This window comes from Nocardia acididurans, from assembly GCF_016741815.1.
Taxonomy (GTDB): Bacteria; Actinomycetota; Actinomycetes; order Mycobacteriales; family Mycobacteriaceae; genus Nocardia; species Nocardia acididurans.
Genome location: NZ_JAERRJ010000004.1, coordinates 454,777 through 467,960 on the forward strand (window position 1 = coordinate 454,777; position 13,184 = coordinate 467,960).

The 13,184-nt window shown below is 66.5% G+C and carries 16 protein-coding genes; 4 read left to right on the forward strand and 12 right to left on the reverse strand.

The genetic code is table 11. The features are described from left to right. Positions 1-80 precede the first annotated feature (80 nt). The 3 genes from JK358_RS12775 to JK358_RS12785 all read right to left on the reverse strand — a co-directional run bounded on the left by JK358_RS12775 (position 81) and on the right by JK358_RS12785 (position 3,988). Complete coding sequence (locus tag JK358_RS12775; RefSeq protein WP_201947087.1) at positions 81-2,255, reverse strand: MMPL family transporter; 2,175 nt, start codon at positions 2,253-2,255, stop codon at positions 81-83. 35 nt (positions 2,256-2,290) lie between these two features. Continuing rightward, complete coding sequence (locus tag JK358_RS12780; RefSeq protein ID WP_201947089.1) at positions 2,291-2,785, reverse strand: EXLDI protein; 495 nt, start codon at positions 2,783-2,785, stop codon at positions 2,291-2,293. A 255-nt stretch (positions 2,786-3,040) separates the two neighbouring features. Beyond that, the gene (locus tag JK358_RS12785) at positions 3,041-3,988 is read right to left on the reverse strand and encodes a LysR family transcriptional regulator (RefSeq protein WP_201947091.1); all 948 of its coding nucleotides are present in this window, start codon (positions 3,986-3,988) and stop codon (positions 3,041-3,043) included. Positions 3,989-4,068: 80 nt separating this feature from the next. On the opposite strand from JK358_RS12785, the gene JK358_RS12790 reads away from it, so the two are divergent. Continuing rightward, positions 4,069-4,482 carry a DUF5997 family protein gene (locus JK358_RS12790; RefSeq protein WP_201947092.1) on the forward strand — a complete coding sequence of 138 codons (414 nt, stop codon included), beginning with the start codon at positions 4,069-4,071 and terminating at the stop codon, positions 4,480-4,482. A gap of 97 nt (positions 4,483-4,579) precedes the next feature. Here the strand turns inward: JK358_RS12790 and JK358_RS12795 are convergent, their stop codons facing one another. Beyond that, positions 4,580-5,773 carry an MFS transporter gene (locus tag JK358_RS12795; protein ID WP_201947093.1) on the reverse strand — a complete coding sequence of 398 codons (1,194 nt, stop codon included), beginning with the start codon at positions 5,771-5,773 and terminating at the stop codon, positions 4,580-4,582. 170 nt (positions 5,774-5,943) lie between these two features. On the opposite strand from JK358_RS12795, the gene JK358_RS12800 reads away from it, so the two are divergent. Continuing rightward, positions 5,944-6,405, forward strand: coding sequence for a MarR family winged helix-turn-helix transcriptional regulator (locus JK358_RS12800; protein ID WP_201947094.1), 462 nt, complete (start codon positions 5,944-5,946; stop codon positions 6,403-6,405). Positions 6,406-6,558: 153 nt separating this feature from the next. Here the strand turns inward: JK358_RS12800 and JK358_RS12805 are convergent, their stop codons facing one another. After that, positions 6,559-8,628 (reverse strand): CocE/NonD family hydrolase, encoded by a 2,070-nt coding sequence (locus JK358_RS12805; protein WP_201947095.1) that lies wholly within the window; start codon positions 8,626-8,628, stop codon positions 6,559-6,561. Positions 8,629-8,777: 149 nt separating this feature from the next. Between JK358_RS12805 and JK358_RS12810 the strand changes: the two genes are divergently transcribed. Further along, entirely contained in the window at positions 8,778-9,452 is a 675-nt protein-coding gene (locus JK358_RS12810) for a TetR/AcrR family transcriptional regulator (RefSeq protein ID WP_201947098.1), read from the forward strand. A 46-nt stretch (positions 9,453-9,498) separates the two neighbouring features. Then, on the forward strand, positions 9,499-9,921 hold the full coding sequence (locus JK358_RS12815; protein ID WP_201947100.1) for a pyridoxamine 5'-phosphate oxidase family protein: 423 nt from the start codon (positions 9,499-9,501) through the stop codon (positions 9,919-9,921). Positions 9,922-9,953: 32 nt separating this feature from the next. On the opposite strand, the gene JK358_RS12820 is transcribed toward JK358_RS12815, so the two are convergent. From JK358_RS12820 to rpsS, 7 genes are all read right to left on the reverse strand, one after another. Next, complete coding sequence (locus JK358_RS12820; RefSeq protein ID WP_307817488.1) at positions 9,954-10,532, reverse strand: hypothetical protein; 579 nt, start codon at positions 10,530-10,532, stop codon at positions 9,954-9,956. A gap of 210 nt (positions 10,533-10,742) precedes the next feature. Beyond that, on the reverse strand, positions 10,743-11,039 hold the full coding sequence (gene rpsQ / locus JK358_RS12825; protein WP_201947102.1) for a 30S ribosomal protein S17: 297 nt from the start codon (positions 11,037-11,039) through the stop codon (positions 10,743-10,745). Continuing rightward, positions 11,036-11,275, reverse strand: coding sequence for a 50S ribosomal protein L29 (gene rpmC, locus JK358_RS12830; RefSeq protein WP_201947105.1), 240 nt, complete (start codon positions 11,273-11,275; stop codon positions 11,036-11,038). Before rpmC ends, rpsQ begins: the two co-directional genes overlap by 4 nt. Further along, positions 11,275-11,691: a 50S ribosomal protein L16 gene (gene rplP / locus JK358_RS12835; RefSeq protein WP_040804212.1), complete on the reverse strand. Its 417-nt coding sequence runs from the start codon at positions 11,689-11,691 to the stop codon at positions 11,275-11,277. The genes rpmC and rplP overlap by 1 nt, the downstream gene beginning before the upstream one ends. 3 nt (positions 11,692-11,694) lie before the next feature. Then, positions 11,695-12,501 carry a 30S ribosomal protein S3 gene (gene rpsC / locus JK358_RS12840; protein WP_033091021.1) on the reverse strand — a complete coding sequence of 269 codons (807 nt, stop codon included), beginning with the start codon at positions 12,499-12,501 and terminating at the stop codon, positions 11,695-11,697. Further along, the gene (rplV, locus tag JK358_RS12845; protein ID WP_201947107.1) at positions 12,502-12,897 is read right to left on the reverse strand and encodes a 50S ribosomal protein L22; all 396 of its coding nucleotides are present in this window, start codon (positions 12,895-12,897) and stop codon (positions 12,502-12,504) included. Then, a complete protein-coding gene (rpsS, locus tag JK358_RS12850) occupies positions 12,894-13,175 on the reverse strand; it encodes a 30S ribosomal protein S19 (RefSeq protein WP_029923610.1) in 282 nt (93 codons plus the stop codon). The genes rplV and rpsS overlap by 4 nt, the downstream gene beginning before the upstream one ends. Between the last annotated feature and the right edge of the window lie 9 nt (positions 13,176-13,184).

Sequence of the window (13,184 nt, forward strand, 5' to 3'; positions counted from 1 at the left end):
CCAGCCCTTAATCTGCCTGCCGGTAGGTCGGCAGCGTGTATCACGCTGCCGACCCGGGCATTACTCACCAGCGAGTGGTGTCACCGCTCCACATCCTGGTAGGGCTGCGACCAGTCCTTGTCGTTCCAGTGCACGTAGTCCGAATCCGGTTGCGGCGCAGTGGAATCCCCGCCGTGGCCGGGCCACCAGGCCCGCTTGCCGATCAGGGCCGTCACCGCCGGGGTGAAGAACATGGCCATGACGAACGCCGCGATGGCGATACCGACCGAGATGGCGAAGCCCATTTGCGACATCACGGTATTGCCGGACAACATCATCGAGGCGAAGGTGCCCGCCAGAATGAGACCCGCCGCCGCGATGGTCGGACCCGTATGCCGCACGGCCAGCGCCGCCGACTCCTTCGGATCGTTGCCCTCCCGCGCCTCCTCGCGCAGCCGGGCCACCATCAGGATGTTGTAGTCGGTGCCGAGCGCGACCACGAACAGGTACATGATGATCGGCAGCGTGAAGATCAGGCCCGAATCACCCTGCATGTTCTGGAAGACCAGCACAGCGGCGCCGAGGGTCGCGGCGAAGCCGAGGAACACCGAGGCCATCAGGTACCAGGGGGCCACCAGACTGCGCAGCAGCAGCGCCAGCACGGCCATGATCAGGATCGCGGCCACCGGGAAGACCACCTTGTAGTCCCGGTTCATGGCGTGCTGGAAGTCGACGAAGATCGACGTCATGCCGCCCACCTCGGCGGTGGTGCCGGCCGGGGCGGTGTCGTGCGCGGCATCGCGCAGCGGACCCCGGACGGTGTCGAGCGCGGCATCCGATTCCGGCGCGGAGTTCAGCGTCACCTGGAATTCGGCGGTCATCCTGTCCTCGGACACCAGCGGCGGCGACACCTGGCCCACGCCCTGCACCTGCGCCAATCCCGTGCCATAGGCCGTCAGCTGGGAATCCTGCAGCGGCTGACCGGTTTCCGAATGCAGGTAGACCTGCGACGGCTGCGTCGTCCCGGCGGGCATGCCCTTGAGCAATTCCCTGCCGTACACCGCGGATTCGGTGGTGTCCGAAGTCGAGCCCGAGCTCATATCGAAGGTCGGATGGAAACCGAAGGCGAATACCCCCAGCGCCACCAGCACGCCACCGGAGGCGACCGCGAACACGCCCGGCCGCTTGCCCAACCCCCGGCCGATGGCCGCGAAACGCGCACCCGTCGGCTCGTGCTGCCAGGACTTCGACGGCCAGAACACCTTGGTACCCAGCAGCGAGACGATCGCCGGGACCAGGGTCAGACCGGCCAGCAGGCAGACGCCCACCGCGATGGCCAGCGCCGGGCCCATCGCCCGGAACATCCCCAGCGTGGACAGCAGCAGCGCGCCGAAGGCGATGATCACCGCGGCCGCCGCGGACGTGATGGCCTCGCCGACGCGGGTGACGGCATTGGCCATGGCGGTCTTCGGATCGTCGCCCTGCCGCAGGCGCTCCCGGTAGCGGAACATCAGGAACAGGATGTAATCGGTGCCGACGCCGAACATGACGACCAGCAGCAGCGCCTGAATCGAACTGTCGATCTTCAGGTCGAAAGCCTCTGCCGTCCAACCGATCAGGCCGTTGGTGGGCATCGAGATCGCGAAGATGACGAAGATCGGCAGGATCGCGATCACCGGACTGCGGAAGATCACCAGCAGCAGGATCAGAATCAGCAGGATGGTGGCGATGCCGACGATGGCGAGCGCCTTCTCACTGGATTCCACCTGGTCCATGGTCTGTGCGGCTTGACCCGTGACACCGGCCTTCAGATCGGTGCCCTCGACCTGTTCTTTCAAGCCCTCGCGCAGGTCCTTGACCGCGTCGCTCTGCCGGGTGTCATCGGGTGCGGTCACCTTGGTCATGCCCACCGCGATGATCTGGACGAGCCGGTTCTCCGAGGGCGGCGTCACCTGAATCCCGGTGACATCCGGGATGTTCCGGCCGCTCAGGTTGGCCGCCACGCTCGCCACCGTGGCCGAATCCTGTTCGGTCAGCGGCTGTTCGTCCTCGCGGGCGAAGACGATGAGCGCGGCGGGTGGCGCACTGTTGGGAAACGCTTTCTCCTGTAGCTCCATCGCCTGGATGGACTCGTAATGCGAAGGCAGGAAGTCGGATTGCTCGGTGGTGGCGGTGAGTTTCGGCGCGGTCGCCGCGATGGCGACGATGGCTATCAGCCAGACGCCGATGACCAGCCACGGGAAGCGGACGACGAAGCGTCCCAGTCCGGAGAACATGCGGGAGGGTTCCTTTCAGGAATCGGCCGCGAACGTCAGATGTCGAGTACTTCTTCGGCCGGGTTGTGCACCACGTCCGAGACGATGCGGAAAGCCTTGGCGGGCACGCGATCCCGCAGCTCCTCCAGGGTTTCGACAATGTCGAGGGTGTAGTCGCCGGCGCCGCCGTCACCGAAGCCGACCAGGTCGCGCCAGTTCTTCAGGCCCTTGGCCCACTCGCCGAACACGGCGAAATCGGACTGGCCGGAGTGCGCGCGGGCGCCCGCGAGGGCCTCCTTCTGTTCGCGGTAGGACTTCTTGCCGGACTGCAGGAAGTCGTTCCAGTCGATGTAGTGACGGTGCACCACGAACTTGCCCTTGCGGCTCAGGTAGACCTGGACCACCTCGGCGCCGGACTTGGTGACCTGCTGGGATTCGGCGATCAGGCGGCCGGTGAAGCGCTGGGTGCGGCCGCCGCCGGGGCCGACGCGCAGTTCGAACTCCTGCATGCCGTCGGCGTCGGGGGTGGGTTTCTGCAGATCTGCGGGCATGGCGAGCTCCAATTCATCTCTGAATGCGCATATGAGCATGCGTCTACAACATGGCGCTGTGGGCTGAAATCCCTTGCGCCGCTTCGGTTCTGATCTAGATGACGGGTGATCAACCGTCTGCGAACACTATATGTAGACGTATACGTATAGCGCAACCCTGACGGCACCCTGAAAAATCACCGAACTTGCCCCTGAGACGACGGAAGGCCCGCCTCCACACTGGAGAAGGGGCTTCCACCTGGGGTTACGACCGGATCAGCGACCCCGTCGCTTCCCGGCATGCTTCGCGCCACCCGACCTGCCGCGCGCGGCGGGCGGCTGCTTCTTCGCGGGCTGCGGCTTCTTGGCAGGCTGCTTCTTCGGCTTCGTGTCCGCGGAACGGGTCGGGGTGCGGGTACTGCGCTCCGACCGCCCGCGCACGACACCGACGAACTCCTCCACCAGCTCGGTGGTCCGGGCGACCGGCCAGGCCAGCACCACCTCGGTCTCGGGGGCGTCGGTGACCGTGCGGTACACCAGATCCTTCCGATGATGCAGGCGCGCAATGGAATGCGGGACGATCGCCGCGCCGCTGACCGCCGCGACCAACTCCATGGTCATGGCGGCGTCGTCCAGATCGGAGGCGTCCTGCATGCGCTCGTCGGCCAGATCCGCGGTGGCCACCGCGTCGAACGCCGCCACGGGATGATCCTTCGGCACCACCACGACGGGCACCTCGCGATACAGCGGGATCGCGCTCAACCCGTCACGATCGATGGGCAGGCGCACGAAACACATGTCGATCGCACCCGTGCGCAGCGCCGACTCCTGCTCCTTCATGGGCACCGGAATCAAGTCGAGGCCGATATCGGCGAAACGCTCACCCCAGATGCGCTCCCACTTGGTGACCGTCACACCCGGCACGAATCCGACCCGCAGGCGCTCGGCCCCGGCGGACTCGGCGGCAGGCCGCGGCTCGGGGGTCCGGGCGATGATCTCGCGCGCGGCCTCGAGCAGTTCCCGGCCCTCGTCGGTGAGCTCGGTCGGGCCGTCTCCCGGCACGAACAGTTTCGCGCCGAGCTCCTGCTCCAGCTCGATGACGGTCCGGCTCAACCGCTGCCGCGAGATACCCAGCGCCTTGGCGGCCCGCGCGAAGTGCAATTCCTCCGCAACCCCGGCGAACCATCGCAGCCGCTGCACCTCTATCGATTCGAACCGGCTCATGGGGTCCAGGCTATTGCACCGCGCCGCGCCTACCGCACCGCGCGGTCGGCCGGACCGGGCGCGCCCGATACCCTGATCAGGTGAGCCCGGACAAGAACCCCCAGACCATGAAGCCGCTGACCGCGGCCAACAAGCTCGGCATCTACCTGCCCGCCGCGCCCGAGGAGTTCCGGAACTCGCCCGTCACCCGCGCCCAGCTCGACGAGCTGCGCACCAACCCGCCCGAATGGCTCACCGAACTGCGCCGCACCGGGCCGTTCCCGCGCGACGTGGTGGCCCGCAAACTCGGAGTGTCCAACACCGGCCTGGTCCGCGCGGGCATCGACGACGCCCTCACCGCCGAGGAAATCGACGGCCTGCTCGCCGACCCGCCGGAATGGCTGATCCGCGAACGCGAGAACCTCGTCGAGGTCCGCAAGGAAGCCGACCGCGTCAAGACCAAGGAGGCCGAACGCCGCGCCTCCAGCAACCGCCCGCGCAAGAACTGGGTGTAGTCGCCGACCGCGGTGATGACAAGCGAAGGCCCGCTTCCCCTTTGGGGAGGCGGGCATTTGTCATCCCGGCGTGTTTGTGGCCGGGATCCATCGCTGGTCAGGCCGCGGCGAGTTCCCGCGCCGGGCTGTCGACGATTGCCGCATTGCGTTCGCGGCGCTCGAGGGCGGCCGAGGTGATCGCCAAGCCCAGGGCCGAGACGGCCAGGACGACGCCCACCCAGTTGGGGGCGGTGAGGCCGAGGCCGGCCGACAGGGTCAGGCCGCCGAGCCAGGCCGCCAGGGCGTTGCCGAGGTTGAAGGCTCCGATATTCATGGCCGAGGCCATGGTGGGGGCAGCGCCGGCCCGGTCGAGCACGCGCTTCTGCAGGGACGGGACCGAGGCGAAGCCGAACGCGCCGATGAGGAAGATCGTCAGGGCCGCAAGGACTTTGGAATGGGCGGTCAGGGTGAACAGGGCCAGGGTGACGGCCAGCAGGGTCAGCGAGATGTAGAGCATGGGCATCAGGGCGCGGTCGGCGAATTTGCCGCCCACCAGGTTCCCGGCGACCATGCCGAGGCCGAGCAGCACCAGCAGCCAGGTGACCGAACCCTCCGCGAAGCCGGTGATCTCGGTCATCTCGGGGGCGATGTAGGTGATGGCCGCGAAGACGCCGCCGAAACCGAGGACCGTCATGCCGAGCGCCAGCAGCACCTGAATGTTCTTGAAGGCGGCCACTTCATGGCGCAGGCGCACACCCTGCTGCTTCGGCATCTCGGGGATCAGCTTGGCCACGCCGAGCAGTCCCGCCACACCCAGTGCGGCCACGATGGCGAAGGTCACCCGCCAGCCCACGGCCTGGCCGACGAAGGTGCCCATCGGTACGCCGACCACGTTCGCGATGGTGAGACCGGTGAACATGTAGGCGATGGCGGCGGCCTTCTTGTCGGGGGCCACCAGATCGGCGGCGACCACCGAGCCGATGCCGAAGAACGCGCCGTGCGCGAGTGAGGCGACCACGCGGCCCAGCAGCATGACACCGAAGACCGGTGCGACCGCGGAGAGCAGGTTGCCCGCGATGAACAGGCCCATGAGCAGCATGAGCATGCGCTTGCGGGAGATGCGGGTGCCGAGCACGGTCATGATCGGCGCACCCAGCACGACACCGAGCGCGTAGCCGGTGACCAGCCAGCCCGCCGTCGGGATATCCACCCCGAAACCGTCGGCGACCTGCGGGAGCAGGCCCATGATCACGAATTCGGTGGTGCCGATTCCGAAGGCCCCGATGGCGAGGGCCAGCAGCGCGAGCGGCATGGGATTCCCCTTCTCTGACGACTACGAGAGCGACTGTTGCAAGAGCTCGTTACGTGCACTCACAATAGTTGCAGACGCGCGATAATTGCAAGCGCTGACTATTTCGTTCGTGGTCTATCCTGGTGAGAGCCGGTACGCACCACCGACGGCAGCCCGACAAGGAGGCACCCATGACCGCCACCGACCCCGCGATGACCGCACTCGCCGACGGCTGGTGCGCGCTCTCACTGCTGCACGGCCGCATCGAAGCCCATCTCGAACGCGCCCTGCAGAGCGGACACGGCCTCAGCGTGCGCGAATACTCCCTGCTCAACGTGCTCAGCCGCCAGCACGACGGCACCGGCGGCATGCTGCAGATGAAACAGGTCGCCGACGCCGTCGTGCTCAGCCAGAGCGCCACCACCCGCCTGGTCACCCGCCTCGAGGACCGGGGACTGCTCGAGCGCTACCTGTGCCCGCACGATCGCCGCGGCATCTACACCAAGGTCACCCCGGAAGGCCACGAGCTCCTCGAAAAGGCGCGCCCCACAAACGATTCCGCGCTGCGCGAAGCCCTCGACGAGGCCGCCGAGGACACCGAGCTCACCCCGCTGGTGCGAGTCGTCGAAACCCTGCACGTGCCCGTCGCGTAACCGGCCGAACCCCACTCGTCGTCCCGGCATGTCCCGGCCGGGATCCACGCCGCCGACGGCATGGATTCGCCGGAACGACGGGAGGCCCGCTTCCTCCGATCAGGAAGCGGGCCTCTCGCTTTTCTCCCCCAGGTTCACCCTGCCGCCGGTGGTCTAGCCGATCGCGCGGCTCAGCGGCAGGTTGACGAAGCTGGGCTCGTTCGGGTCCAGCACCAGATGCTGTGGGGCAACACGACTTTCCACCAGCACCGGCGGCAGCAGCATGCCACGCGGGAAGTTGCTGGCGTACACGTTGATTCGCACACGGTGGCCCGGCTTCAGCACCGCCTCGGTCGGATTCACGCCGACATCCAGCGCGGTCGCGACACCGGGAACCAGCGGCTGCCGGGTGTCGAGGAGCAGCTGGTAGACGGTTTCGGTGAGGTCGCCGTCGGCGTCGCGGCTGCTCTTCTCCTCATCGACGGCACGCAGCGAAGCGGTGAGTTGCCCGCTGGCGATCATCGTCGAGAACCCGTCCGGCGCAACATCGTTCACCGTGACGGCCCAGTAGCCCTCGGTCGTGTCGTAGAGCGTGTTGAGGTGCACGTTGATCGGCCCGGAGATGGTGGTCGGCTCCACGACCGGCGCACTCGTGAACGTCAGTCCGCCGAGCTCGTGGATGCGGTCATCCTTGGCGCAGAACGGGAGGATCGACATCGCCCCCGCGGATTCGACCGCCGCCTCCCGTGAGCACAGCGAGGTGAGACCGGTCGCCGGTGAAACCGTCAGCTGCGCAGTGTCTTCCGGCACGTCAGCGGTGAGCGAACCGTCGTAGATGCTGTTGGCGGTGCCACTGCGCACCGGCGACAGGTACATGCGCCGGTACTCGGTGTCCTGGGTGCGCGGGTACAGCCCGGTGCTGATCCACCCGCCGCCCTGCTGCTTCATGACCACCGGCCCGTATTCGTCGATGCCGTTGTCGATGCCCTTGAGCCACTTGTCGAACCAGGCCATCTGCAGCACGTCCAGGCGCGGCGGCGCACCCGGATTACCCAGTCCGGAACCGGGATTCGCGTGATAGGTGTCGCCCATGACCAGCTTCTTGTGCGTGGCGGGCAGCGGGATCCGGTCGAAGGTCATGGCGCTCGACGAGGTGAAGATGTCCTGCCAGCCGCCATAGGCGAAGGTCGGCACCTGAATGTTCTCCGGGTGGCTGTCGGTGAACGCCTCCCGCAGCTGACTACCCGGTTCCAGGGCCTTGCGCAGCGGCTCCGGCAGCATGCTGATATCCGGTACCAGGGCCATGAGCATGTAGTCGAGGAATTCGACCGGGCTGGTGACGCGGTCCAGCAGCCACTTGAAGTCCAAGTGCCCCAGCAGCATCGCGGCCGGATCGCCGAGGAACTGCAGGGCGTCCACGCCGAGGATGTACACGGGCGCGAACAGTCCGAGCCCGCCGCCGGGCGCGGCCACGTCGTCGATGGTGTCGGTGCTGCCCTCCACCGGGAAGATGGCCTTGAGCGCGGGCGGATTCAGCGCGGCGACGTTGTACTGGTTGATGCCCGAGTATGAGATGCCGTTCATGCCGATATTGCCGTCGCTCCAGGGCTGACGACTGGCCCAGTCGATCACCTCGACGGTATCCAGGTTCTCCCGATCCTGGAAGAACTGCCAGGAGCCCTGCGAGTAGCCGGTGCCGCGGGTGTCGACGACGACCTGGGTGTAGCCCTGCTGAATCAGCTTGCGGTCGACGCCGAAAGTCCTTGCCGCGCCGCCACTCAGCACGCGGGTGAGGTCGGTGATGGACTCCAGTGGAGTACCCGTGAGGTCGATCCGGTTGACCAGTTCGAGCAGCGCGTCCGACAGCGCCGGCACCGACAGCGCGACGTCGGCCAGCCAGGACGCGAACTTCGTGTACGGCGTGAGGTTGACGATGGTCGGCAGCGGCGTGGTCACCGGATTGCCATTGGCGTCGACGGGACGGTAGATGTTGGCCTTGAGCACAGTGCCGTCACTCATGACGATCGGCACGTCGAAGTCGATGAACACTTCGTTCTGATAGCGGCCGGGATATTTCGCCGGGCCGTCGTGCGCGGCTACCCAGCTGTGCGCCAGCGCACCTCCATCGGGAGCTGTCTCGGCCGGTGCCGTGCCCGGGGCCACGAGCAGTCCCAGCACCACTGCGGATACCGCGATCGCACTGATGGGTAGCAGTTTTCGGCGTCTCTGCCGGATTATCCTCATCGTCCAACCCCTCCCTGATGCGGGCCTGCCCAGCCGCACCAGGCTTGTAAACACTGGCGTACCTATACTGTGTCCGAGACGGTATCACGTCACATTCGTTGGGCAAAGTGCCGGGAATCACAACGAGCCGGATTCTCTATGCTCGGGGGATGGGACTGGAGACCGGCATCGACCGTGGCCGACTTCCGCGCGGGACGCACGGCATCGATCCGGCCGAGGTCCTGCACTCCCAGCGCATGCGCATGTACTTCGGCGTCCTCGAGGCCGTCGCCGAACGCGGCTACACCGCCACCACCGTCGCCGATATCGTGGCCCGTGCCAATGTCTCGCGGCGCACCTTCTACCAGATGTTCAAGGATCGCGACGAATGCTTCACCGGCGCGTTCGAAGCCGCCGTAGACATGATCATCGGCTACCTCGACGCCAGCATTCGCGATGTGCCACAGGATGATTGGCGCGCACTCCTCCGGACCACACTGACCGAGTACCTGAATCGGCTCGCGGACAACGCCGAATGCGCCCACGCCCTGCACATCGAAGCTCTCGCCGCCGGTCCGGTGGTCGCCGAACAACGCAGACGCATGAAAACCCTGCTGGCACAACGCATGCAGGGCGCGTTCCGGATCGGACGCGGCACCGGGGAAGTCCCCGCCGACATCCCCGCCGAGATCTTCGAAGCGCTCATCGGGGCCATCGACGACCGCATCCGAGACTGCATGCAGACCTCCGGTCCCCAGGCACTGCCGAAACTCGCACCACAGCTGTATCAGATCAGCGTGGCGCTCTTCGGAATCCCGGAATGGGCGACGCCCGGAGTCCACTGACCCACGCCGACCTGCGATTCACCGGGAAGGCCGTACCGTGGATCACATGGCACTCACACCGCAAGAACGCATGGAGTTCCTCGCCCAGCCCCTCATCGGGGCGCTATCGGTGGCAACCACCCCGAATCGGGCACCCCTCAACGTCCCCATCTGGTACCAGTACGCCCCCGGCGGCGACCTCTGGATCATCACCGGCACCGACTCCAAGAAGAACCTGGCCCTGCAGTCCGCAGGCCGCTTCAGCCTCATGGCCCAGGTCCTCGAACCCACCATCCGCTACGTCACCGCCGAAGGCCCCATCACCGCCACCACCCCCATGACCGACGCCGAGAACCGCGAAATGGCCACCCGCTACCTCCCCGACGACAAGGCCGAGGCCTACCTGAAAGCCTCCGCCGACTACGGCGACATGGTCACCATCCGCATGCGCCCGCAATACTGGCTCTCCGCCGACCTCGGCAGCCTCTGAAATCCCGAACGCCCCCGTGCGCGGCGACCGAGTCAGCAGTAGTAGCAGACGCCGTTGGCGGGGAGTTGGGTGAAGCAGGAGGAGCAGACCGCGGCGCGGGGTTCGGGGTCGGGCTTGGGGGCGGGGGCGATGCGGGTGGGGGTGACGCTGAGGGGTGCACCGGATTTGGGGATGAGGGGCGGGACTCCGCCGTCGGCGGGGATGTCTGCGCCGTAGGCGGCGTAGCACTGCCAGCGGGCGTAGGCAGCGTGGACTTCCATGTCCGCGGGGATGGGGAGGTGGGCGAGTTCGAGGACGTACTTGTAGCTGTCGCTCACCTTGTGGTTCTGCTTGACGCACAGGGCCGTCAGGGGCGGTTCGCCGGCATTGTGGCAGCGGCGGGCCACCTTGCGCAGGATGGCGTCCATCCAGGTGCGGGTGGGAGCGGCGGTGCGGATGCCGGACATCTCCTGGACGCGGTCGGCGAGTTCATTGATGGTTACGAAATGGCCGTAGCCGCTTGCGGTTTCGGCCAGCGCCTCGTGGGCGGCCAGGGCCCAGGCCACGGCGGCGTCACGGAAGGACACCGCCTCGTTGTCACTCGATCGCCAAGCACCCGGTGTCGTTGTCACAGCATCCCTCATAGCACGAAAAAGATAGCGCTTCTACCCGGGTGAACGCCAATACCAGAAGCGTGTCCGGAGAGACTTACGCGACACGACTTCACATGTGAGAGAACAACTCTCGCATTACCTACCGGTAACCCCGGAATGCACGAAGGCCCGCTTCCCCCGAAACGGGAAGCGGGCCTTCGATCTACGACCAGTCAGTCGCGGAGAAGCCTACTTGGCCTTCTCCAGCACCTCGACCAGACGCCACCGCTTGGTGGCGGACAGCGGACGGGTCTCCATCAGCTGCACGCGGTCGCCGACACCGGCGATCTCGTTCTCGTCGTGGGCCTTCACCTTCGAGGTGGTGCGGATGATCTTGCCGTAAAGCGAGTGCTTCACGCGATCCTCCAGCTCGACCACGATGGTCTTGTTCATCTTGTCGGAGACGACGTAGCCGATGCGCACCTTGCGCTGACCACGATCCTCCTGCTTGGCCGGCGTCTTGGCCGGGCCCTTTACGTCGCTCATGCGGCGTCTCCCTTGCCTTCAGGACCGGAGGCCAGGCCGAGCTCACGCTCACGCATGACCGTGTAGATGCGGGCGATCTCATGACGGACCACACGCAGGCGACGGTTGTTCTGCAACTGACCGGTCGCCATCTGGAAGCGCAGGTTGAACAGCTCTTCCTTGGATTCGCGCAGCTTGGCGACGAGCTCGTCCTCGTTGAGCTCGCGCAGATCTGCGGCCGGAGTTCCGGTAGCCATCAGAACTGCTCCTCTCGCGTCACGATCCGGCACTTCATGGGGAGCTTGTGCATCGCGCGGCGCAGGGCCTCACGAGCGGTCTCCTCGTTCGGGTAGGACAGCTCGAACATGACCCGGCCGGGCTTCACGTTCGCGATCCACCACTCCGGCGAACCCTTACCGGAACCCATGCGGGTTTCGGCCGGCTTCTTGGTGAGCGGACGGTCCGGGTAGATGTTGATCCAGACCTTGCCGCCACGCTTGATGTGGCGGGTCATCGCGATACGCGCCGACTCGATCTGCCGGTTCGTCACGTAGGCCGGCTCCAGCGCCTGGATGCCGAACTCACCGAACGAAACCGCGGTGCCGCCCTTGGCCATGCCAGAGCGCTTGGGGTGATGCTGCTTGCGGTGCTTGACCTTGCGGGGCATCAACATGTGTCAGCCCTCCTGATTCTCTGCCGGTGCCTCCGCCACAGCGGTGGCGGCGCGGCCGGCCTCAGTGCTGGTCGCGGTGGTGCCCTGGGCACCGCTGCGACGCGGACGGCTCGGACGCTCGCGACGCGGGCGGTCGTCACGGTCGCGGCCGGACGGGGCCACAGCGGTGACCTCGCGCTTGCCGCCGACGATGTCGCCCTTGTAGATCCAGACCTTCACGCCGATGCGGCCGAAGGTGGTCTTCGCCTCGTACAGGCCGTAGTCGATGTCGGCGCGCAGCGTGTGCAGCGGCACCCGACCCTCACGGTAGAACTCCGAGCGCGACATTTCCGCGCCGCCGAGACGGCCGGAGCACTGCACACGGATGCCCTTGACGTTCGGCGAACGCATGGCCGACTGGATGGCCTTGCGCATCGCGCGACGGAACGCCACACGGTTCGACAGCTGCTCGGCCACACCCTGGGCAACCAGCTGCGCATCCGACTCGGGGTTCTTGACCTCGAGGATGTTCAGCTGAACCTGCTTCTTGGTGAGCTTCTCCAGCTCGGCGCGAATGCGGTCGGCTTCGGCGCCACGACGGCCGATCACGATGCCCGGACGCGCGGTGTGGATGTCCACCCGCACGCGGTCACGGGTGCGCTCGATCTCGACCTTCGAGATGCCGGCCCGCTCCATGCCCGTGGCAAGGAGCTTGCGGATCGCGACGTCTTCCTTCACGTAGTCCGCGTACTGCTTGTCCGCGTACCAACGCGACTTCCAGTCGGTGGTGATGCCGAGGCGGAAGCCATGGGGATTGATCTTCTGTCCCATTTACTTTGCCCCTCCCTTCCGGTTACGAGTGGCACCGGCAGTGGGCACGCTCTCGACCTCGATGGTGATGTGGCTGGTGCGCTTGCGGATCCGGAACGCGCGGCCCTGGGCACGCGGCTGGAAACGCTTCATGGTCGCGCCCTCGTCGACGTACGCGGTCGAGATGACCAGCGTGGCCGGGTTCAGGCCGAGGTTGTTCTCCGCGTTGGCGGCGGCCGAGGCCACGACCTTGGCGACCGGCTCGCTGGCGGCCTGCGGGGCGAACCGCAGGATGTTCAGCGCGTCCTCGACCCGCTTGCCGCGGACCAGGTCCACGACACGGCGAGCCTTCATCGGGGTCACGCGAACGTGCTTCGCGGTCGCGCGCGCGGTCGGGTTCTGAGTTTCAGTGCTCATCGCCGCTTGCTCTTCCGATCTTCCTTGACGTGGCTCTTGAACGTACGAGTCGGCGCGAATTCACCGAGCTTGTGTCCGACCATGTTCTCCGACACGAACACCGGCACGTGCTTGCGGCCGTCGTGGACCGAGAACGTGTGGCCGATGAAATCGGGGATGATGGTGGAACGACGCGACCAGGTCTTGATGACCTGCTTCGAGCCCTTCTCGTTCTGGACGTCCACCTTCTTGAGGAGGTGTTCGTCGACGAACGGGCCCTTCTTCAGGCTGCGTGGCATGTCTAACCT

Excerpts from the sequence above, each read along its gene's own strand:
- JK358_RS12775 (WP_201947087.1), bottom strand. The coding sequence starts at position 2,255 with ATGTTCTCCGGACTGGGACGCTTCGTCGTCCGCTTCCCGTGGCTGGTC.
- JK358_RS12780 (WP_201947089.1), bottom strand. The coding sequence starts at position 2,785 with ATGCCCGCAGATCTGCAGAAACCCACCCCCGACGCCGACGGCATGCAG.
- JK358_RS12785 (WP_201947091.1), bottom strand. The coding sequence starts at position 3,988 with ATGAGCCGGTTCGAATCGATAGAGGTGCAGCGGCTGCGATGGTTCGCC.
- JK358_RS12795 (WP_201947093.1), bottom strand. The coding sequence starts at position 5,773 with ATGCCGCTCGCGCTGCTGGCCCTCGCCATCGGGGCCTTCGGAATCGGC.
- JK358_RS12800 (WP_201947094.1), top strand. The coding sequence starts at position 5,944 with ATGACCGCCACCGACCCCGCGATGACCGCACTCGCCGACGGCTGGTGC.
- JK358_RS12805 (WP_201947095.1), bottom strand. The coding sequence starts at position 8,628 with ATGAGGATAATCCGGCAGAGACGCCGAAAACTGCTACCCATCAGTGCG.
- JK358_RS12810 (WP_201947098.1), top strand. The coding sequence starts at position 8,778 with ATGGGACTGGAGACCGGCATCGACCGTGGCCGACTTCCGCGCGGGACG.
- JK358_RS12815 (WP_201947100.1), top strand. The coding sequence starts at position 9,499 with ATGGCACTCACACCGCAAGAACGCATGGAGTTCCTCGCCCAGCCCCTC.
- rpsQ (WP_201947102.1), bottom strand. The coding sequence starts at position 11,039 with ATGAGCGACGTAAAGGGCCCGGCCAAGACGCCGGCCAAGCAGGAGGAT.
- rpmC (WP_201947105.1), bottom strand. The coding sequence starts at position 11,275 with ATGGCTACCGGAACTCCGGCCGCAGATCTGCGCGAGCTCAACGAGGAC.
- rplP (WP_040804212.1), bottom strand. The coding sequence starts at position 11,691 with ATGTTGATGCCCCGCAAGGTCAAGCACCGCAAGCAGCATCACCCCAAG.
- rpsC (WP_033091021.1), bottom strand. The coding sequence starts at position 12,501 with ATGGGACAGAAGATCAATCCCCATGGCTTCCGCCTCGGCATCACCACC.
- rplV (WP_201947107.1), bottom strand. The coding sequence starts at position 12,897 with ATGAGCACTGAAACTCAGAACCCGACCGCGCGCGCGACCGCGAAGCAC.
- rpsS (WP_029923610.1), bottom strand. The coding sequence starts at position 13,175 with ATGCCACGCAGCCTGAAGAAGGGCCCGTTCGTCGACGAACACCTCCTC.